General features: G+C 64.2%; 25 protein-coding genes and 1 pseudogene. 7 read left to right on the top strand and 19 right to left on the bottom strand.

The window, feature by feature from the left end; translation table 11 throughout:
* Nucleotides 1-20 precede the first annotated feature (20 nt).
* Together AOT83_RS12260 and AOT83_RS12255 are read left to right on the top strand one after the other, a co-directional pair.
* Nucleotides 21-713: an SHOCT domain-containing protein gene (locus tag AOT83_RS12260; RefSeq protein ID WP_057963510.1), complete on the top strand. Its 693-nt coding sequence runs from the start codon at nt 21-23 to the stop codon at nt 711-713.
* 17 nt (nt 714-730) lie between these two features.
* A complete protein-coding gene (locus AOT83_RS12255; protein ID WP_057963509.1) occupies nt 731-1,402 on the top strand; it encodes a histidine phosphatase family protein in 672 nt (223 codons plus the stop codon).
* Here AOT83_RS12255 and AOT83_RS12250 read toward each other — a convergent pair.
* From AOT83_RS12250 to AOT83_RS12230, 5 genes are all read right to left on the bottom strand, one after another.
* Nucleotides 1,399-1,908, bottom strand: a complete 510-nt coding sequence (locus tag AOT83_RS12250; RefSeq protein WP_057990366.1) for a hypothetical protein — start codon at nt 1,906-1,908, stop codon at nt 1,399-1,401. The two genes, AOT83_RS12255 and AOT83_RS12250, sit on opposite strands and share 4 nt — an antisense overlap.
* A complete protein-coding gene (locus tag AOT83_RS12245; RefSeq protein ID WP_057963507.1) occupies nt 1,905-3,803 on the bottom strand; it encodes an alpha/beta hydrolase in 1,899 nt (632 codons plus the stop codon). Before AOT83_RS12245 ends, AOT83_RS12250 begins: the two co-directional genes overlap by 4 nt.
* Nucleotides 3,803-4,096 carry a hypothetical protein gene (locus AOT83_RS12240; protein ID WP_057963506.1) on the bottom strand — a complete coding sequence of 98 codons (294 nt, stop codon included), beginning with the start codon at nt 4,094-4,096 and terminating at the stop codon, nt 3,803-3,805. Before AOT83_RS12240 ends, AOT83_RS12245 begins: the two co-directional genes overlap by 1 nt.
* A gap of 68 nt (nt 4,097-4,164) precedes the next feature.
* Nucleotides 4,165-5,754, bottom strand: a complete 1,590-nt coding sequence (locus tag AOT83_RS12235; RefSeq protein ID WP_057963505.1) for a GMC family oxidoreductase N-terminal domain-containing protein — start codon at nt 5,752-5,754, stop codon at nt 4,165-4,167.
* A 77-nt stretch (nt 5,755-5,831) separates the two neighbouring features.
* The gene (locus AOT83_RS12230) at nt 5,832-6,056 is read right to left on the bottom strand and encodes a hypothetical protein (RefSeq protein WP_044104904.1); all 225 of its coding nucleotides are present in this window, start codon (nt 6,054-6,056) and stop codon (nt 5,832-5,834) included.
* 113 nt (nt 6,057-6,169) lie between these two features.
* Between AOT83_RS12230 and AOT83_RS12225 the strand changes: the two genes are divergently transcribed.
* Nucleotides 6,170-6,763: a TetR/AcrR family transcriptional regulator gene (locus AOT83_RS12225; protein WP_057963504.1), complete on the top strand. Its 594-nt coding sequence runs from the start codon at nt 6,170-6,172 to the stop codon at nt 6,761-6,763.
* On the top strand, nt 6,760-7,323 hold the full coding sequence (locus AOT83_RS12220; protein ID WP_057963503.1) for a GNAT family N-acetyltransferase: 564 nt from the start codon (nt 6,760-6,762) through the stop codon (nt 7,321-7,323). The genes AOT83_RS12225 and AOT83_RS12220 overlap by 4 nt, the downstream gene beginning before the upstream one ends.
* Here the strand turns inward: AOT83_RS12220 and AOT83_RS12215 are convergent.
* Nucleotides 7,308-7,739, bottom strand: coding sequence for an SRPBCC domain-containing protein (locus tag AOT83_RS12215; RefSeq protein WP_030096073.1), 432 nt, complete (start codon nt 7,737-7,739; stop codon nt 7,308-7,310). The two genes, AOT83_RS12220 and AOT83_RS12215, sit on opposite strands and share 16 nt — an antisense overlap.
* A 246-nt stretch (nt 7,740-7,985) precedes the next feature.
* Here AOT83_RS12215 and AOT83_RS12210 point away from each other — a divergent pair, with 246 nt between their 5' ends.
* Genes AOT83_RS12210 through AOT83_RS26835 form a run of 3 tightly spaced genes read left to right on the top strand, consistent with a single transcriptional unit; the run spans nt 7,986 to nt 9,467 of the window.
* Nucleotides 7,986-8,894 carry a tyrosine-type recombinase/integrase gene (locus AOT83_RS12210; protein WP_057963502.1) on the top strand — a complete coding sequence of 303 codons (909 nt, stop codon included), beginning with the start codon at nt 7,986-7,988 and terminating at the stop codon, nt 8,892-8,894.
* A 24-nt stretch (nt 8,895-8,918) separates the two neighbouring features.
* Nucleotides 8,919-9,149 (top strand): hypothetical protein, encoded by a 231-nt coding sequence (locus AOT83_RS12205; RefSeq protein WP_057963501.1) that lies wholly within the window; start codon nt 8,919-8,921, stop codon nt 9,147-9,149.
* Between the two features lie 48 nt (nt 9,150-9,197).
* A complete protein-coding gene (locus AOT83_RS26835) occupies nt 9,198-9,467 on the top strand; it encodes an excalibur calcium-binding domain-containing protein (RefSeq protein WP_082628291.1) in 270 nt (89 codons plus the stop codon).
* A 5-nt stretch (nt 9,468-9,472) separates the two neighbouring features.
* Here the strand turns inward: AOT83_RS26835 and AOT83_RS12200 are convergent, their stop codons facing one another.
* From AOT83_RS12200 to AOT83_RS12145, 13 genes and pseudogenes are all read right to left on the bottom strand, one after another.
* A complete protein-coding gene (locus tag AOT83_RS12200; RefSeq protein ID WP_057963500.1) occupies nt 9,473-9,877 on the bottom strand; it encodes a hypothetical protein in 405 nt (134 codons plus the stop codon).
* A 143-nt stretch (nt 9,878-10,020) separates the two neighbouring features.
* On the bottom strand, nt 10,021-10,413 hold the full coding sequence (locus tag AOT83_RS12195; RefSeq protein WP_057963499.1) for a hypothetical protein: 393 nt from the start codon (nt 10,411-10,413) through the stop codon (nt 10,021-10,023).
* A complete protein-coding gene (locus AOT83_RS12190) occupies nt 10,413-10,628 on the bottom strand; it encodes a hypothetical protein (protein WP_057963498.1) in 216 nt (71 codons plus the stop codon). The genes AOT83_RS12195 and AOT83_RS12190 overlap by 1 nt, the downstream gene beginning before the upstream one ends.
* Nucleotides 10,628-10,924, bottom strand: a complete 297-nt coding sequence (locus AOT83_RS12185; RefSeq protein WP_237113717.1) for a hypothetical protein — start codon at nt 10,922-10,924, stop codon at nt 10,628-10,630. The genes AOT83_RS12190 and AOT83_RS12185 overlap by 1 nt, the downstream gene beginning before the upstream one ends.
* On the bottom strand, nt 10,921-11,145 hold the full coding sequence (locus AOT83_RS12180; protein ID WP_057963496.1) for a hypothetical protein: 225 nt from the start codon (nt 11,143-11,145) through the stop codon (nt 10,921-10,923). The genes AOT83_RS12185 and AOT83_RS12180 overlap by 4 nt, the downstream gene beginning before the upstream one ends.
* 72 nt (nt 11,146-11,217) lie before the next feature.
* Entirely contained in the window at nt 11,218-12,351 is a 1,134-nt protein-coding gene (locus tag AOT83_RS12175) for a hypothetical protein (protein ID WP_057963576.1), read from the bottom strand.
* 2 nt (nt 12,352-12,353) lie between these two features.
* Entirely contained in the window at nt 12,354-13,523 is a 1,170-nt protein-coding gene (locus AOT83_RS12170) for an N-acetylmuramoyl-L-alanine amidase (RefSeq protein WP_057963495.1), read from the bottom strand.
* Nucleotides 13,520-13,765, bottom strand: coding sequence for a hypothetical protein (locus tag AOT83_RS12165; RefSeq protein WP_057963494.1), 246 nt, complete (start codon nt 13,763-13,765; stop codon nt 13,520-13,522). Before AOT83_RS12165 ends, AOT83_RS12170 begins: the two co-directional genes overlap by 4 nt.
* A 136-nt stretch (nt 13,766-13,901) precedes the next feature.
* Nucleotides 13,902-14,255, bottom strand: coding sequence for a hypothetical protein (locus tag AOT83_RS12160; RefSeq protein WP_057963493.1), 354 nt, complete (start codon nt 14,253-14,255; stop codon nt 13,902-13,904).
* 10 nt (nt 14,256-14,265) lie between these two features.
* Nucleotides 14,266-14,649: a hypothetical protein gene (locus tag AOT83_RS12155; RefSeq protein WP_057963492.1), complete on the bottom strand. Its 384-nt coding sequence runs from the start codon at nt 14,647-14,649 to the stop codon at nt 14,266-14,268.
* A gap of 14 nt (nt 14,650-14,663) precedes the next feature.
* Nucleotides 14,664-15,683, bottom strand: coding sequence for a hypothetical protein (locus tag AOT83_RS12150; RefSeq protein WP_240488006.1), 1,020 nt, complete (start codon nt 15,681-15,683; stop codon nt 14,664-14,666).
* A gap of 135 nt (nt 15,684-15,818) precedes the next feature.
* Nucleotides 15,819-15,995, bottom strand: coding sequence for a hypothetical protein (locus AOT83_RS27860; protein WP_165589966.1), 177 nt, complete (start codon nt 15,993-15,995; stop codon nt 15,819-15,821).
* 18 nt (nt 15,996-16,013) lie between these two features.
* Nucleotides 16,014-16,310 (bottom strand): annotated as a pseudogene (locus AOT83_RS12145) (hypothetical protein); the annotation flags it as partial.

The following is a 16,310-nucleotide window of genomic DNA, read 5'->3' as shown; positions in this document are numbered from 1 at the left end:
CACGTGACAGACTTCGGCACATGAGCATGCGCCGGGCCTCGGTACTGGCACTGACCACGATGACCATCGGTGGGGTCATCGGCGTCATCGCCACCCTCATCCTGAACGTTTTCGTGTTCGACAAGTTCGACGCCTACGGCGAGGTGAAGATCCCGGGCAACACCCAGCTGGAATTGCCGGCCGGCGAGGTGACTGTCAGCTTTCACTCGTGGGTGTCCGGCGATAACGGGCTGCTCATCCCCCAGCTCGGCATGTCGCTCTTTCCGCCGCCCGGGGTGGCCGAACCCCAGGTGCGCGAGAGCATCGGAAGCTCGACGACAGTGAACGGCGATGCCCGCCGACGGGTGTGGGTCGCGCGGATCCCCGCCGCCGGTACCTACAACGTGCAGGTCGACGGTGACGTGAGCGGGTTCGTCAGCCCGCGCCTGGCCTTCGGGCACGGCAGTCCCTATTGGCCGCTTACCTGGGGCTTCGCCGGATTACTCGGAGTGGCAGCGCTCGGCTGGATCGCCTACGTACTGACGAGAGTGCGTTCCACCCGTTCCTCGCCACCATCACCGCTGAACAATCCGCAGCCCACATCCTCCTATGAACCCAGTGACGACGGTGTGCGCATCGAACAACTTAAATCCCTTGCTGCCCTGAGAGATTCCGGAGCGCTTACCGAAGCCGAGTTCGAGGCCGAGAAGCGGCGGGTCCTCGGCGGCGGCTAGTCGATACGATTGCCCGCATGGGCGTCATCTACCTGGTCCGGCACGGTCAGGCTGCCAACTACTCCAGCAGCCCCGATAGCCCGCTGACCAGCGCCGGACAGCGACAGGCCGATACCGTGGCAGCCGAGCTCGCCCGCCGCGGCCTGAGCGGCACCCGGCTCCTGCACGGCGGAATGAAGCGACAGCGGCAGACCGGCGAGGCCATCGCGCTCGCGCTGGGATCCGAACCGCAGCAGGATGACCGCTGGGACGAATACGACTACAAGGAGATCGTCGGCAATTCGCGGATGCGACGTCTGGCGTCGGTGAACACCGTCAAGAGCCTGGCCAAGGGTGACACGCAGGCCATCCTGGAGGACGGTCTGGCGCAATGGGCCAGCACCGATTCCTCCGGCGGATACGCGGAGAGCTACACCAGGTTTCAGCAGCGCGTGCTCGACGCCATGTCCGACGCCGCCAAACGTGACGGTGACACCGTGGTGGCCACCTCAGCCGGGGTCATCGGGATGATCGTCGCCGATCTGTGGGGCGGAAATGTCTCGAATTGGCTTACCGCACAACGTGTTGTCATCAATTCGTCGATCACGTCACTGGTCAACGGTAAGCGCGGCTTAAGCCTGCTCTCCTTCAATGACCACACCCACCTGATCGGTGACGGCGGCGACAGGGATCTGGTGACCTACCGCTAGTCCTCGTTGGCGCAGGGAGACGACGCGGTGACGACATACACCCGAACCCCATTGCCGCGAATGTCTTCGCGGGCGCTCACGATGTAACCGGCATCATCACGATAGGTCCGGCTGTTCACCGGCTCAGGCTCCGGCCGCTTGCTTTCTTGACGGCGAAAGCCCTTGCTGGACAGCGATTCGAGGCGATCCAGCACGCCCGAGATCAGCTCCGGGGTGGGGTCCGCGAAATCGCGCTGCAGGCGCAACCACCACGGTGGCCCCTCCGGGAGGGCCGAGTTGTAGCTCGTGCGGCAGCCCATCCGCTCGACGTCGTTGACACCCGGCTGCACCTTCTCCGCCGTGACGAACGACAGATTCTCGGCCGTGACCCGCAGCGCATCGGACATTTTGACCGTCGTGGGTTCCATGCTCGTACTACCTCCTTGCTCGCCGCCCGCACCGGGATTGCACGACACCGCAGTCAGTATCGTCAGCCCCGCCATCGCAATCGTCCATGCACGCCTCATCGGACCTGCACCTTCCGGCCAAGACCGGGGTTGTCGGTGACGTGCGGATTGCCGTAGGGGTCTTCCCATTTGGGATTGGTCGGCAACGTGATCGGGCCGATCTTGGCCCCCGACAACCATTGATCGCCGTACGCCTTGGCGATGTCCTTCACCGATTCGTTCAGGCTGCTGTCGTCTCCCAGGTTGATGTCGACGTTGTTCGACTCGATACCCCGTTCGACGTACGTGGTCACCTCACCGCCCCTGATCACGTTCGCCATGTTCTGGAAGGCATCAGATTTCGGGTCGTCCCAGTAGCTGCCGTGCCCCTTGGGGCCGAACACCACCTCGCCAGGATGATCCTTGTTGTCGTCGCTGTAGTAGCCAGTGTCCAGCCGGGTGACGCCGGGAATCGAATCCGGGTCTCCACCAAGCGGATTACCCGCGTGCGGGTTGCCGATATCACCGTCCGGCGCCCGTGGAATCACCGGCGGCAGATCCAGATTCACCCCGGGGAACGGGGAGAATCTGGTGGGGATATCGCTGTCACGGGGCGCGAGTTGTGCTGCGCCGATGAGGTCGCCGGGGGCAGTCATGGAGAACCGCTGCACATTCGGGTTGGGGTTATGCCACTCGGTGCTGAGGATGCCCGTGCCTGCGGACGAGGCGTACAACACGCGGTCGGCGCGCAGACCCATCTGTTCGGCGGTGCCGACAACAGAGCCGCCATACGAGTGTCCGATGTACGTGGTTGGCGTACCCGGCGCATGGCGGGCGACCTCGGCGTCGAGTTCCTTGCCGAACGAGACGAGTTGCGGCGCCATCGCCAATCCGTAGGACGGGTCTGTCGCTTTGTCCAGCCCCTGCGGAAAATCGTTCTCCATATAGAGGAAGACCGGCGACCCACTCTGCTTGGCCAGGTTGACGGCTGAGTCGTGGTTGCTTCTGCTGCCGTTGAGGTTGGTGTTGGTGCCGGGCACGTAAACCCCGACGCCGGGTGCGCCGGGCTTGAGGTCCCCGATCTGTTCGATCATCCGGCCATTGCCCTCGGTCGAGAACATCACAAATTTACGATCGATCTTGAAGTCGGCGGGAGAGCCTCCGGCGGGGATCGTCGCGAACGGATCATCCATCGGTTCGAGCATCGCCCGGAGCTGATCGACGCGCGCTTGATTGGGTGACGGGTTCTGCAGCTCGTCGGTGAGCGCGTTCCTGATGTTGATCTCGTTGGCGTCCGCGCGGACATCGAAAGGGACACCGTTGGTGTTCCCCATGAACTCGGGATCCGCGATGACCATCTGGTGCACCGTCTCGGGGGGCAGACCCTCCAGGAACGCGCGGCGCTCTTCCTCGGACATGCCGCGAACCCGGTCGACCAGTGCATCGGGATCGATCTTCTCGCCCGTCGGCAGCGTGACATCCTGCTGTCCGTCGCGCATAGCCTCCAGGTCGTTGACGGCCTCCCGCAGCTTCCGGCCGTACAACTCGTCCAGACGGGCCACCTCGTCGAGGCCCGCCTGAATCCGGCGCTGGTGGTCGGCGGCCGCCTGTGCCTTCGCAGAATCCGGGTGGCTGACTTCTCCGGTATCGGTGACCGTGAACCCTTCGGCGACCGCGGCGTCCACGTCTTGAAGCGTGTATTCCTTGGCGTGCTTAAGAGTTCGTCCCGCGTCCTCGGCATCGTCGGATAACCGGTTCAGGACATTCCGGACCTCGCGACCGTGGTCGAGTTCCTGGTCGACCTTGATCCGGGCCGCGTCGTGCGTCTTGCCAAACCAGCCCGATGCGTCGTTGAAGACGCGGTCGCACGAGTCCAAGGACGCATCCAGCGTCCGGGCGTTGTCGCGGGCGATGTCGGCGGCCTTGCTGAGCGCGTCGAGATTCCAGCCGCGGAGCTGACTGATCGTCGGGCGCATCAGCGTGGCTTCAGCGCATCGAACGACGTGGCGGTCTTCTCGTCCTGCGCCGTCACGTTGGTGCCGAAGGTATCGACGAGCCCCGCCATGTCGGAGAACCTGCGGGCAATCGAGGACATCGCCTTGATTCCGGGAGAGGCGGTGTCACGGATGGCGGCCAGGACTTCGCTTCCCGAACCCGAGGCGTCCTGAAATGACGTCCATGGCATGTCGTTGATGTGCAGCGTCTCACCCAGCCATGTCTTGGAAATGGCCGCGAGCTCCTCGGTCCGGACACCGAACTCGTCGCTCATGATTTCCCTCCGCTAACTCCTCAACTGCTGACTCTATCCAGTCAGACGTTCGGAAACGCGGATCGGTTTCATGCTTGTGGAGAAAGAATCAAATCGGCAGCTTTCTCACCGAGCAACACCGACGGAGCATGCGTGTGACCACGGATGAGGCTCGGAATCACCGAGGCATCGACCACCCGCAATCCCTGCACACCGCGCACCGTGAGATCCGGAGCAACCACACTGGCCTCGTCCGCACCCATCCGACAGGTAGCCACGGGGTGATAGAGGGTGTGTGAGTTGCTCTGCAGCGCAGCGACCAGAGTCTCCTCCAGGTTGTCGCTGGGATTCCTCGGCCGCAGGATCCTGCCGAGTATCGCCCGCATCGACGGCGTCTCGGCGATACGGGCGGTGGTCCGTAGCCCGAACATCATCGCGGCGCGGTCCTGTCCGGCACTATCACTGAGGTAGCGCGGGTCGATGCGCGGCTTGGCCAGCGGATCGGGCGAGGTCAGCGTGATCTCACCGCTGCTCTCGGGCTTGAGCAGGATCGGGCCCATCACGATGGCGTGCTCGGTGGCTTCCCCCAAGCCTTCATCGAAGAATGGCGCGGGGGCGAAGATCAGCTCCAGGTCGGGTAGCGCGAGATCTGCCCGGCTGCGCAGGAATCCGTAGGCCTCACCGACATTCGAGGTGAGCATGCCGCGATGGCGCAGGAAGTAGTTGGCGAGCTGTAGCGGCTTTTCCGCGCTGTACAGCGAGTCGGCCTCGACCTCGTAACCCACCGGGCAGCACAGATGGTCGAGCAGATTCTGGCCAACCTGCGGGGCGTCGTGCACGATCGGGATTCCCAACTCACCAAGGTGCTTGGCGTCACCGATACCCGAAAGCATCAGCAGCTGAGGAGAATTGATGGCACCGCCGCTCAAGATCACCTCGCGCCGCGCGCGCACGGTGTGTGTGATGCCATCGCGCACGTACTCCACACCAATGGCTCTGGTGCCGTCGAACAGCACCCGGCGCACCTGGGCCTCGGTAACCACGTTCAGGTTCCGGCGCCGCAGACCCGGCTTGAGGTAACCGTCCGCGGTGCTCCACCGGCGTCCGCCGCTCTGGCACACCATGGTCTCCGAGAAACCCTTGGGTTCAGGAGTATTGGCCCGCTCGACGTCAAATCCCGCTTCCTTGACGGCCTCCAGCCACGCCGCAGTGCTGGAGCGGGGGCTGCGCTGTTTGGAGATCTTCAGCGCGCCCTCGGTGCCCTCGTCGCTTTCGGTCGCGCCCTCCACCGTCTCGATGCGCTTAAAGTAGGGGGCAACGTTGGCGAAAGACCACTGATCGCCGGCCACCGCCGCCCAGTCGTCGTAGTCGGCCGCGAATCCCCGGACCCACATCATCGCGTTCATGGACGACGAGCCGCCCAGCGTTTTGCCTCGCGGCCAATAGATCTGGCGATTGTTCAGCTCGGGCTGCGGCTCAGTGAGGTAGTCCCAGTCGACGTCGCTGCGGAACAGCTTCGAGAACGCGGCGGGAATGTGGATTCCCATGTCCTTGTCCTTGGGCCCCGCCTCCAGAACCAGCACCTGGTCGTTGGTGCGCTCAGCGAGCCGGGTGGCCAGCGGAGCCCCCGCCGATCCCGCGCCCACGATGACGTAATCAGCTGTCAGGTCCTCAACCATGAGGGGGACGGTAGCGGACTGGACACCGCGCGGGGAAGCTTCTGGTACAGGACGTCCCAGGTGCCACCCTGGCGCGCTTACGGGTACACCCGGTAGCAGTTCGTCCCTCCGATGCCGAGCACGTACACGGTGTCGCATCGAGTGAAGCTGCCATCGGGCGCGAAGTCCGATTCGCACACGCCGCCGCCGTTACCCCACACCACAACCTTGCCGCAGGGCGCCGCCGCGGCGGGACCGGCAAGGGCAATGCCCCCGGCCGCCAGTACGGCGGCGATGCCCAGTGAGGCCAGTGCTTTCCTCATGTCAATCGCCTCTTCTTCGTGCCCCCGGCCTCACCGCGACGCCGGACATACCCGTAGAACGCTTCCGTTTTTGGAAACGTTTCCCAATACGGAAGGTTTGTTACGATGGCCACATGCCACCGCCCAATGGCCTGCGCGAGCAGAAGAAGTCCGAGACCAAGTTGGCGTTGAGCCGCGCCGCACTGGAGCTGGCACTGGAACGCGGAGACCTCGCCGCCGTCACGGTCGACGACATCGCCGACGCGGTACGCGTCTCGTCCCGCACGTTCCGCAACTACTTCACCAGCAAGGAAGACGCCGTCTTGTTTTCGTTGCGCGGGATCGAGGACAACGCCGTCGAACTACTGCGCCGGCGCCCCCCTGAGGAGCCGGTGATCGACTCACTGGAAGCCGTGATGCTGGATCTGGCGACCTCCGAGGCATTCAGCACCGCAGTGGCCGTCACGCGGTTGTCCGCACAGAATCCGGGCTTGGCCGCACACGACGCGGCACGGTCCGACGACGTGGGAACTGTGGTGCTCGCCGAAGTCAGTCGACGCACGGGCCTGGATCCCGATACCGACCTGTATCCGCGATTGGTCTGCAACGCCGCGTACGCGGTACTTGGCACCGTGATCCAACTGGCGGTATCCGATTCCACCGTGCCCAGAAGCCCCGGCGAACTTGTCGCCCAAGGCTTTCAGCGTCTGCGCGATGGCCTGATATGACCCTGGCGTCGGACCGGATCGACGCCGGTGCCGTGGTGCTCCGCAAGGCGCGCGACACGGATCGCGACGCGCTGATCGAGATCATGACCGACCCGGACGTGCGGGCATATCTCGGTGGGCCACGCCCCCGGGCCGAGATAGAGCGCATTCTCGATGAACGCGGAACTCAGGCGGCCACCGCGGCAGCAGGGGCGTTCGTCGTAGCCGACAACTCCAACGACCGGTTCGCCGGAACCATGGCGCTCGAGCGCCGGCATTCAGAGCTTCCCGGACACGTGATTCTCGATGGCGACGAGTTGGAACTGTCCTACGTCTTCCGCCGCGACTCCTGGGGGAAAGGCTGGGCCTACGAGGCCGCGTCCGCACTACTGAGGGCGGCTGCCGCCGAACTACCCGATCAACCGGTGCTCGCGGCGACCCAAAGCGCGAACACGCGTTCCCTCAACCTCCTGCGGCGGTTGGGGTTCGAACCGGTGTCGACCTTCGTTCAGTTCGACGCCGAGCAGACCTTGGCGACGGCTCCTCTGCATCGCCTCGCACGAGATCACGGGCGCGGCTGATCCAACAATTTGGCGATGCCGTGCAGTTCGGTCGCCTGAATCTCTTTGACGACGCGGAGCAGAATCCGCTCGTCGACGTCATCGAGATTGACGCCCCGGTTCGTCACCGTCAATAAAGTGCCGCCCTCGTGCTCACGAAAGGCCACATGGCGCGTCCACCGCGCCGACTGACCAGTAGACGCGTGGGCCAGCAGGCCCAAGGTCAAATGCTCGTAGGGGGCCGCGTCGAGAAACTCAACCTCGAAGACGCCGTTGAATCGCGTGCCCACCACGGGAACGGTGGTCATGGTGAAAGCGCTCCCCACCGTGACATCAGCCGGCGGGGTGTCAGGCTTGCCCCACCACGATGCCGGATCGACCAGAGCCGACCACACCTCGTGGGGAGGGTGCGGGAAATATCGTTGAACCTGTGTCATTGCTTCTCACTCACTCGTGAAGAAGTCCTGGTGCGCCCGAAGGGATTCGAACCCCTAACCTTCTGGTCAGGGGTTCGACCCCTGACCGAAGTGCGGGTTTCGGAGCATCCCCCCCTTCTGACCTTCCCGCCTCGTGCAGCGTAGACGCGCCGTGGTTACCGACGAGACTCGGCAGGCTCACAGCTTCATCACAGGGTGCGAGATCCTCAAGAAACATGATCATCGTCAACCTACGGTCGGGCGCTTATGACCTCACGCAAGAAGACCGGCCCCGCACCACTACCCGTGCCTACCGGATGGGACACCCTCATCAAGGGGTACCGGCAACATCAACTCGCAGCCGGACGGCCCAGTACCACCATCGCCACACGTCTGTCCCACATCGCTCGGATCGCGCGAGCTCTCGACACCCCGCCGACGGCCGTCACCGGTAACACCCTGCAGGCGTGGTTCTCCACGCAAACACAATGGAGCATCGAGACCCGGCGCGGCTACCGCAACTCAGCGCGCAGCTTCTTCGGCTGGGCGCACGAAGACGCACGGATTGCGGCCAACCCTGCCACCGCACTGCCCCATATCCCCGCCCCGGTTCCCCTGCCCAAGCCGGCACCCGATCGCATCTGGAAAGAAGCACTGATCGCCGCCGACGCACGCACCACCGTCATGCTGCACCTGGCATGCGGTGCCGGGATGCGCCGCGCCGAGGTCGCTCAGGTCCACACCAACGACCTCATCGAATCCTTCGACGGCTACCAACTCATCGTCCATGGCAAGGGCAACAAGAAGCGTGTCATCCCCATCACCGACGAGATCGCCGCCATGATCCAACGCGGCGCGGCCGGACACACCCCCGGCTCCAGCCCGACCGGCTGGCTGTTCCCCGGCAACGACAACGGCCACCTGTCCCCTCGGTGGGTGGGGACACTGTGCGCGAAGGTCATGCCCGAAGTCTGGACCATGCACAAGCTGCGGCATCGCTTCGCCACCCGCGCCTACCGCGCCACCCGCAACATCCGCGCCGTGCAACGCCTACTCGGCCACGCCTCCGTGGCAACCACCCAGATCTACACCGCCGTCGACGACCACGAGATGCGGGCAGCTGTCGTCGGCGCGAGTGGATCGGGTGTCCAAACCCCCTGGCAAACCGCCGCATGACCCCCACAACCGAAGGAGTGCTCGATGATCGCAGCAATTGAACGTGCGGCCCATGCGGCGGGCTGGCTGGCCATCGGGGGTGAGGACGGGGCACGCATCTACCGGCGACCCGGCACCCCGTCATGGGTGAGCATCACGTACGCGCACACCGGCGTGATCCTGTGGGCCGACGGACAGGACTCGCGGCGTACTTCCCGGCACTTCGCCGGGATCGACAAGGTGGATCGGCTGGTGTCGTTCCTGGCGGGTGGCTGACAACCGTTCGCCTACGAGGCAGCGCGCGGTTCTTATAGTCTGCGCCCCATGCGAGTGGGGCTGCGGTACGCGCTCGGCGGGGTGTTTGTCGCAGAGCTGGCGGCTGGGCTCGCGGTAGCGATGTGGTTAACGCCGTGCGAAGATCCACCCCCGGTGCACCCGGTGCACCGGATATTGCCTCCACCACCCGGCGCACACCCGCCAGCCTCATGCAAAGACACGCCACGTCGGGATATTCCACGCGGTGATCCAGACTATGCGCCATGGCTCGACGGTGACGGTGACGGCATCGCCTGCGAGAAGCCGCGCCGCAGATAACGACGCTATGGGCAGTAGTTCCGCACGTCGGCTGGTACGCCGTGCCCGGCCAGTGCGTTTTGAATTGCATCGAGCTCGGCGGTATGGTCGACGGCAATCACCCAGTGCTCATTGGTCAGCACCGTGTAATTAGCGTTGATGTAGCCACCCTTGCATGCCATGGCTCGGGAGCCACTCTGCCGGGTCCACGACTCACCGGCGCCGAGCTTGAAGCCGATGCCGCTTAGTACGCACTTTTGTTCGCCGCGCTTGTCGGGTTGGCCGCAGCTCCCGCCTGCAGTTGTGATTGCCTCGACAATTCCCTTTGGTGCTTGCGCCGAGCTGGTAACCGCGCCTGCCTGCCTCTCTGAATTGCCGCACGCCGCCATTAGTAGCGGGCCAGCAATGGCGAGAACGATCTTCATCTTCATAATCAGCCATCATCACAGAGATCCCGCCCGTTAACGGACGAAATGTAGCAGTTCGCCGCGGTGGTAATTTCTTGGTCCGCAACGACGAAACGCGCCCCCACCGGTGAGGGTGAGGGCGCGTTCGGTGTCACTGAATCAAGAGGCTACTCGTCGTGGTGTTCTGGTCCGGGCTGTTTTCGGTCGCGTTGTTGTTCGCGCCACAGACTGATCAGCATGGGGATGTAGACGATGGCGCCGAGGGTGTAGATGATGTAGCGGACCTGTTGGCGCAGTGGGAATTCCGCGTCCCACCAGGATGCGAGCACGATCTGCCACAGCACCAGTGCAAGCACCACGCTCTTGACGAGGAACACCTTGCCGATCCGGTTCGATCCCGGCCGCGACCGGAGCCCGTACAGCAGCGTGAACGCGGTGACGAATACCGCGGCGAAGATCAGTGACAGGTTGGCGCCGAGCCGGTAGTCGATCGTGAACCACACGTCGGAGATGAACACCCCGACGATGATCAACAGTCCGGTCACATACACCCAGCGCATCAGCTACCCCTTTGCATTGAGGCTAGGAACAATTCGGTCCATCCGTTCTTGGCGATCTCGTGGTGCAGCACCGTGCGGGCGCGGCGGGCACGTTCGACGACCTCGGTAGCGGCTTGGCTGCGGGCCTGCGACTCGGCCAGCTTGCGGTCAGCGTCGTCGATTGCCGTGTCGTGTTCATGCCCGCCGGCGGGGCGCGAGCGCTTCCGGGGCCACATCAGCCGTCACCCGCTGCGATCGTGGCCGCATCGCGCAGTGAGGTGATGATCGGTATCAGTTCCTCGGCCGGGCTGGGGTCTTTCTCGCGCAACAGGAATGCGATGGTTCGCGCGTCGTTGGCGGCGCGCGCGTCCATGCGTTCCACGATGGCGCCGTGGGTGTGTTTCATCTGCGCGATTTCGGCACGATGAGTCGGCCCGAGCACAATCCAGCCCCGCAACTGCGCGACCTGAAACATGACCAGCAGCGACAAGACTCCGACGCCGTTCCACATGGCCGGGTCTAGGAACCTCACTGGCCATCGTCGGCGTCGTCGGTGCGGCGGTCCTGTGCGAGCTTGAGTCCGGCCAGGCCGGTGCCGGCCAACCCCGCCCCGGTGATCACCCACTGCAGAGCGTCGCCAGATTCGGCCTTGCCGAGTACGACGAGCAAGACACCGCCAACGAAGATGGTCACGAACAGAACGGCGTAGATCACCAGGCGGGTGGTGTCGTTCTGGGGCACAGGATTGGGCATGACGGGATGTCCTTTCAACTAGACAGATATGCGCAGTTCAATGGCCTACATGGCTTTACAGTTGGTTTAGAGCTAGGGCAGTTTCCAGGCGGTCCAGGCTGGCGGGCCGTCGTTCCACCATGAGACGGTGCCCGGCACGGTGAAAACCGTTGCATTGTCAACCTTCTCGGTGATGATCTGTGCGGCGCAATCCACAGCGGTCAGCCCGCGCCAAAATGGCTCGGGCTGGTCGTGGTAGTGGAAGTGTGCGTTGGTCTGCACGAATTTGAGTGCGGCGGCGATGGTTTGGATGATCTGCGGCAGCAGCGCGAACAGTTTCATCACGTCGAGGATCTGGCCGCCGACCTGGTTGGTCGGCCCGGTGGTGACCAGGGCGGCCACCGTCGACAGCGCGCCAGCCCCCGGGAGCGCCGAGGCCAGTAGCCCGAGCAGTTGTTTCCCGACGGTGGAGATGAACAGGTTGAACAGGTAGGCGGCGAAGTCGAGCGAGATCTCCATGCGGGTCAGGATCTGGTACAGCCACGGCAGTAGACCAACGGCGTTGGGGTACATGTCGCCTTCGTGGGTGAACTGGTAGGTGATCGGCACGGCCCAATCCGGCCCGAACACACCCGAGATGCCATCGCCGCCCGGGTCGTTGCCGAGCAGTGTGGGGCCGGGCCGCCGGGATGGGCCACCGAATCCGATGATCAGCTTGATTTCGTCGCGCCGGTCCTCGGGCCATTGCAGTAGCGCGGTGTTCACCACGTCATCGCCCATGCTGTAGCCGATCCAGATCTTGGGCACACCGACCATGGGCAGCGCCAGCCGTAGCAGCTCGGCGGCGCCCTCGGTGCGCGCGTCGACGTAGGAGTGCGTGGGGTCGCCCATCAGGAACGCATCGGTGCAGAACCCAACACCCTGTTGCATGAACCGTTTCGCCGGCGCCTTCGGCGCGACGAGCACGACACCGAGGCGGGTCTTGCAGTCGTAGGTGAGCACCCCGGGCTTGCTGTTGTACTTCGGATCTTCGTGCTCGGCGAGCCAGCGCTGCATGGTGCGCAAGGCCCGGTCGGTCGCCGCGTCGAAGACACCGGACTCGATCACGCCCTCGTCGTGCGCACCGCTGTTGGTGGCGTACGCGAACAACAGGCGGTGTTGTAGCTTGCCGATCTCGTCGGTCGGGCCCATCAGCGGATCGGCCAATTGCGGCTGTTGCCAGGCCATCATCATGCGTCCTTTCCGATTGGCGCGAACCCGTCGATGCCGAGGTGCTCGCCGATGACCGCGACGGCGTTGACGAGGGTGCGGTCGCCGAGTTGGGGCCATTGGATGCGCAGCTGGTCCCAGGTCTCGCGCACGTAATCGGGTGCGGGAGTGGTCGGCCAGGTCGGGGTCGATCCGGTGTCGGCATACTTGGCGACCGCGGCGGTGAACACATCCCACGGGAAGTTGTCACCGACATCGGTGTGTGTGCCGTCGCCGAGGACCTTGGTCACGTAGCGGTGATCGGAGATACCGGGCAGGCGGCCGGTGTACGGGGGTGCGATGACCCTCATGGCGATCCCGTACTTGCGGCAGTCCTGCACGGCCAGGTAGGCGGCCACGTCGATCGCGTGGGCTTGCTTCATCCACTGCTCGCGGGTCCAGCTCGCCCGTGATCCGGCGAAGCACAGGTTGATGCTGCGATTGTTGGCCGAGAGCACCGACCATGAAGCGCTGTCGGTGTCCACCACGTCAACGACGGTCACCCCGCCGTCGGATGCCTGGCTGATCGTGTAGTGGTAGGACACCTGGTTGGCCGGGTTGCCTAGGTACTTCGCCAGATCCTCGGCCGCCGAGTTGCCCCCGCCGCCCTCTTGAGTGTGCAGGAAAAAGGCGTCGATCTTGGTACCGCTGCGGCTCTGGCTGTTCGGTGAGTAGAGCCCGAATTCGTTGAAGTCAGGGCGGTTGTCGGTCGCGGGCACGGTGGTTCCTCCGTTGGTGGTGGGCCAGAACTTGTCCAGGTAGGGGGTGACGGTGGCGATACGCGACTTGATCTCGGTGAGGTACGCCTTGCGGCCGTGCTCGTACCAGTACTGGGCGCTGTCCCAGTTCGGGCGCTGTTGCATCCACGCGATGTTGAGCCAGATGTCGCTGCTGGCACCGGGCTTGCGGCGCCAGATATCGAGCTTGCCGAAGAACGCCTTGACCTGTGCCGCTGCGCCCTTGAATCGATCTGGGTAGCTGGCGTCCTGTTGGGCGACACCAAAAGTGGTGTACGTCGGGTCCCATATCGTCTCGTCCCACTCGGACTCCTGATAGAGCGTCGAGAGTTCGGCCAGGCATTCATCGCGCGTGTGGCCGCGTGCCTTGGCTTCGGCGACGATGAGTTGGGCCACTTGATCTTTGGTGGTCATCGCTTGAACCCCAGGAACTTGCTCACCAGATCGGGCAGCATCCGGGCTATCCGGGACGCAAGGTTGTCGAGCACCTTGTCGTCGAGGGTCCATGGCGTCAGATCGGTCACCTGGTCAACAATCTTGGGCACCTTGTCGATGGTGTCCCGGTAAGGTTCCAGATCGGTCAGCAGCCGAGACCGTAACCGGTCATAGAGCCGATCGGCGACCCAATCAATCAGCCGCCCTGCGATATTCACCATCGATATTTCCCTTCACCAATGCGCGGGTCGAATTTGTCCATGCGGTCGCTGACGTAGTGCGCGGCCCACCAGCCGATCCGGAAAGAGACGGCAGCTATTGCGACGTAAAATGCTGCATACCTTCCTAATTGGCCACTCATTCCGTGACCGCCCATTCCCGACGCGGTGAAGTTGCGAGCTGGAAGTTCCGGGTCAGGGGGTTCGCTGCGTGTAGTCGGCGCAGCTCGCCCAGAAGGCGCCGCGCGTCGTCCTCGTCGGCGGCGATCGACCGCACGCTCTGCCAGCGCTGCGGGTTGACCAGGTCGGCATCGATTAGGGCCTCGTGGGCACTCAATGCCTCGACGTATTGCGCTCTGATCGAGGCATTTTCGGCTTCTGCATCGGGATGCGACCCAAGTTCGACGTAGGTCGGCGGTTCGGGCTTGGCAGCGAGGATCTCGGGGTCGGGTGTGGCGGCTTCCCATTGCACTGCCCAATCGAGTTCAGACATGACAGTTCTCCTATGCGGCTAGCGGTGCGAGTGAGAGGGTGTCGGAGTTGATGCGGATGATGTCGCCGCTGGCGCCCGACTTGGATACGGTGGCCTGCGAGGACCACAAGAAATTTCCGGCCGTGGGGTGATCCCAGAACGACACCCCGGCAATGGTTTCCGTGGCACCGAGGGTGTGCTCGGGGGTGTTGGATTGGCTGATCGAACCGGCCGCAGCAGCGTTGAACGCACACGGGTAGCGGGTGGCCACCGAGGATGCGTTGGCTGTTCCGTTCGCGCCGGGATCGCCGGTGTGCATCTTGGCGTACACGGTTGCCGGTGGTGTGTAGGCCACGTTGCGGCAGATGTGATCGAGCAGTTTGTTCGCCAGGTACGACGAAATTCCCCAGGCCATAATGGGTTTCCCTTCTATTGGTAGGACCGGATATGGGCGACGCCCGTTCCGCCGAGGCGTCCGGGTTTGGCGATTCCGAAGACGCCGCCCGAGCCGGGACCGCCGCCACCTCCGGGCGCGTTGCCGTTAGTGTTGGTGCCTGCCTGTGCGCCGCCGGTGTAGGTCTGGCCGTTGATGGTGGTGTTGCCCGCAGCCTCGCCGGGCTGGTTGAGTCCGTTGCCGGCGTAGGCGCCTTTACCGCCGGCGCCGCCGGCACACGTGGTGGTGACCCCATCGATCAGGAACGTGGTGTCACCGCCGGCGCCGCCGTCCTTCTCCTTGGCCCCCGCGGCTCCGGGCGCGCCCACCATGCCGGTCAGGGTCAATGCGGAGCCGGGGATGTCGATGTTGCGGGCCACGGTGCGCGCATTCCATGCGCCTTTGCGGCCCCCTTGTGCGGTGGTGCCCAGGCCGCCGTCGCCGCCTCCCCCGCCGCCCCCGGCACCGCACCCCACGGCGTCCATGTAGTCGCAGTTGCGCACGATGTTGTGAGTGAACGCACCCGCGCTCGTGTAATTGGCCACGGCGGGCAGCCCGCCCGGCGGGTAGCCGAGGCTGCAGGCGCGCGCCATCGTCACCGTGAGTGCGGCGTCGATCTTGGCGACCCGCTCGATCACCAGCGCCGATGACATCGTGACGGTGCGTGTCAGATTGACGGGCAGCAGCTTGTCGAAGCTGATCACACGCGGCACCGTCACGTTGCGCGTCAAGTCGATCGGGGCTACCCGGGCCAGGTCGAGGGTGCCGGTCATACTCACGGCTTGCGCGAGATCGCACCCAACGACCTTGGCCAGGAACAGTGCCCGTTCCATGGAGACGGCCAGCGCGAGATCCTGTTGGAACGTGGCCTGTAGTTCCAGGTTCCGGGTCAGAAGAATTGGCCGATCGACGACCAGCTTGCACACCGCCTGTAGCGCCAGATCCCGGGATAGATGAATCGACTGCACCACCCCGAGCGCCTGCATGGCCGTCAGCTCGACCTCGCCGACGCACATAATCGCCAGCGATGCGTCTAAGCCGATTACCGCATGCCACCTACCGCCCGCCTGTGGCGCCGGTGCTACCGGATTGGGCGACCACCTACCGCCCGACTGCCGGGGAGGCACAGTCGGGTTTGGAGACCAGGGCATTTATGGGCCAGCGAAACCTATGCGCGAGACCACCTGCGCCTCTTCGGCATTCTCGGCGTCGCGAGTGCCGGTAATTTGCATCCAGGACGGGTTAGGCTTCCCGTCCGGGTCGAGCCCTCCGCGCTCTACCGTGAATGTGATACCGGGGAGTTCGGGCATGGTGAACGTTGTAGCCATCTGTTGCGCCTCTCTGGGTTATGCGATTCGGCGGCCATCGAATGTGGCGATGCCGGATAGGGCTGTGATGCTTCGCGACACAACCCTTTCCGAGCCCGTTGAGCCGTCGGACCGTACGTCGTAGTCGACCGCGATGAATCCCGGCTGCACCACATCTCCAGCCACAAGAGGGATCTCAAACGGGCAACCTGACACAATGGCGCCGGTGATCCGGGTGCCGTTCTTGTACACCACCCAATAGGGCACAGACGTACCCTTGGCAGTGACCGATCGGTACGTGGTGCTGATCCGGTACAGGCCGGTGGTGGCAATCTC

The organism is Mycobacteroides sp. H001, assembly GCF_001440005.1.
Taxonomy (GTDB): domain Bacteria; phylum Actinomycetota; class Actinomycetes; order Mycobacteriales; family Mycobacteriaceae; genus Mycobacterium; species Mycobacterium gwanakae.
Note: the sequence above shows the minus strand (reverse complement) of the source record. Positions and strands in the feature narration are given on the sequence as shown.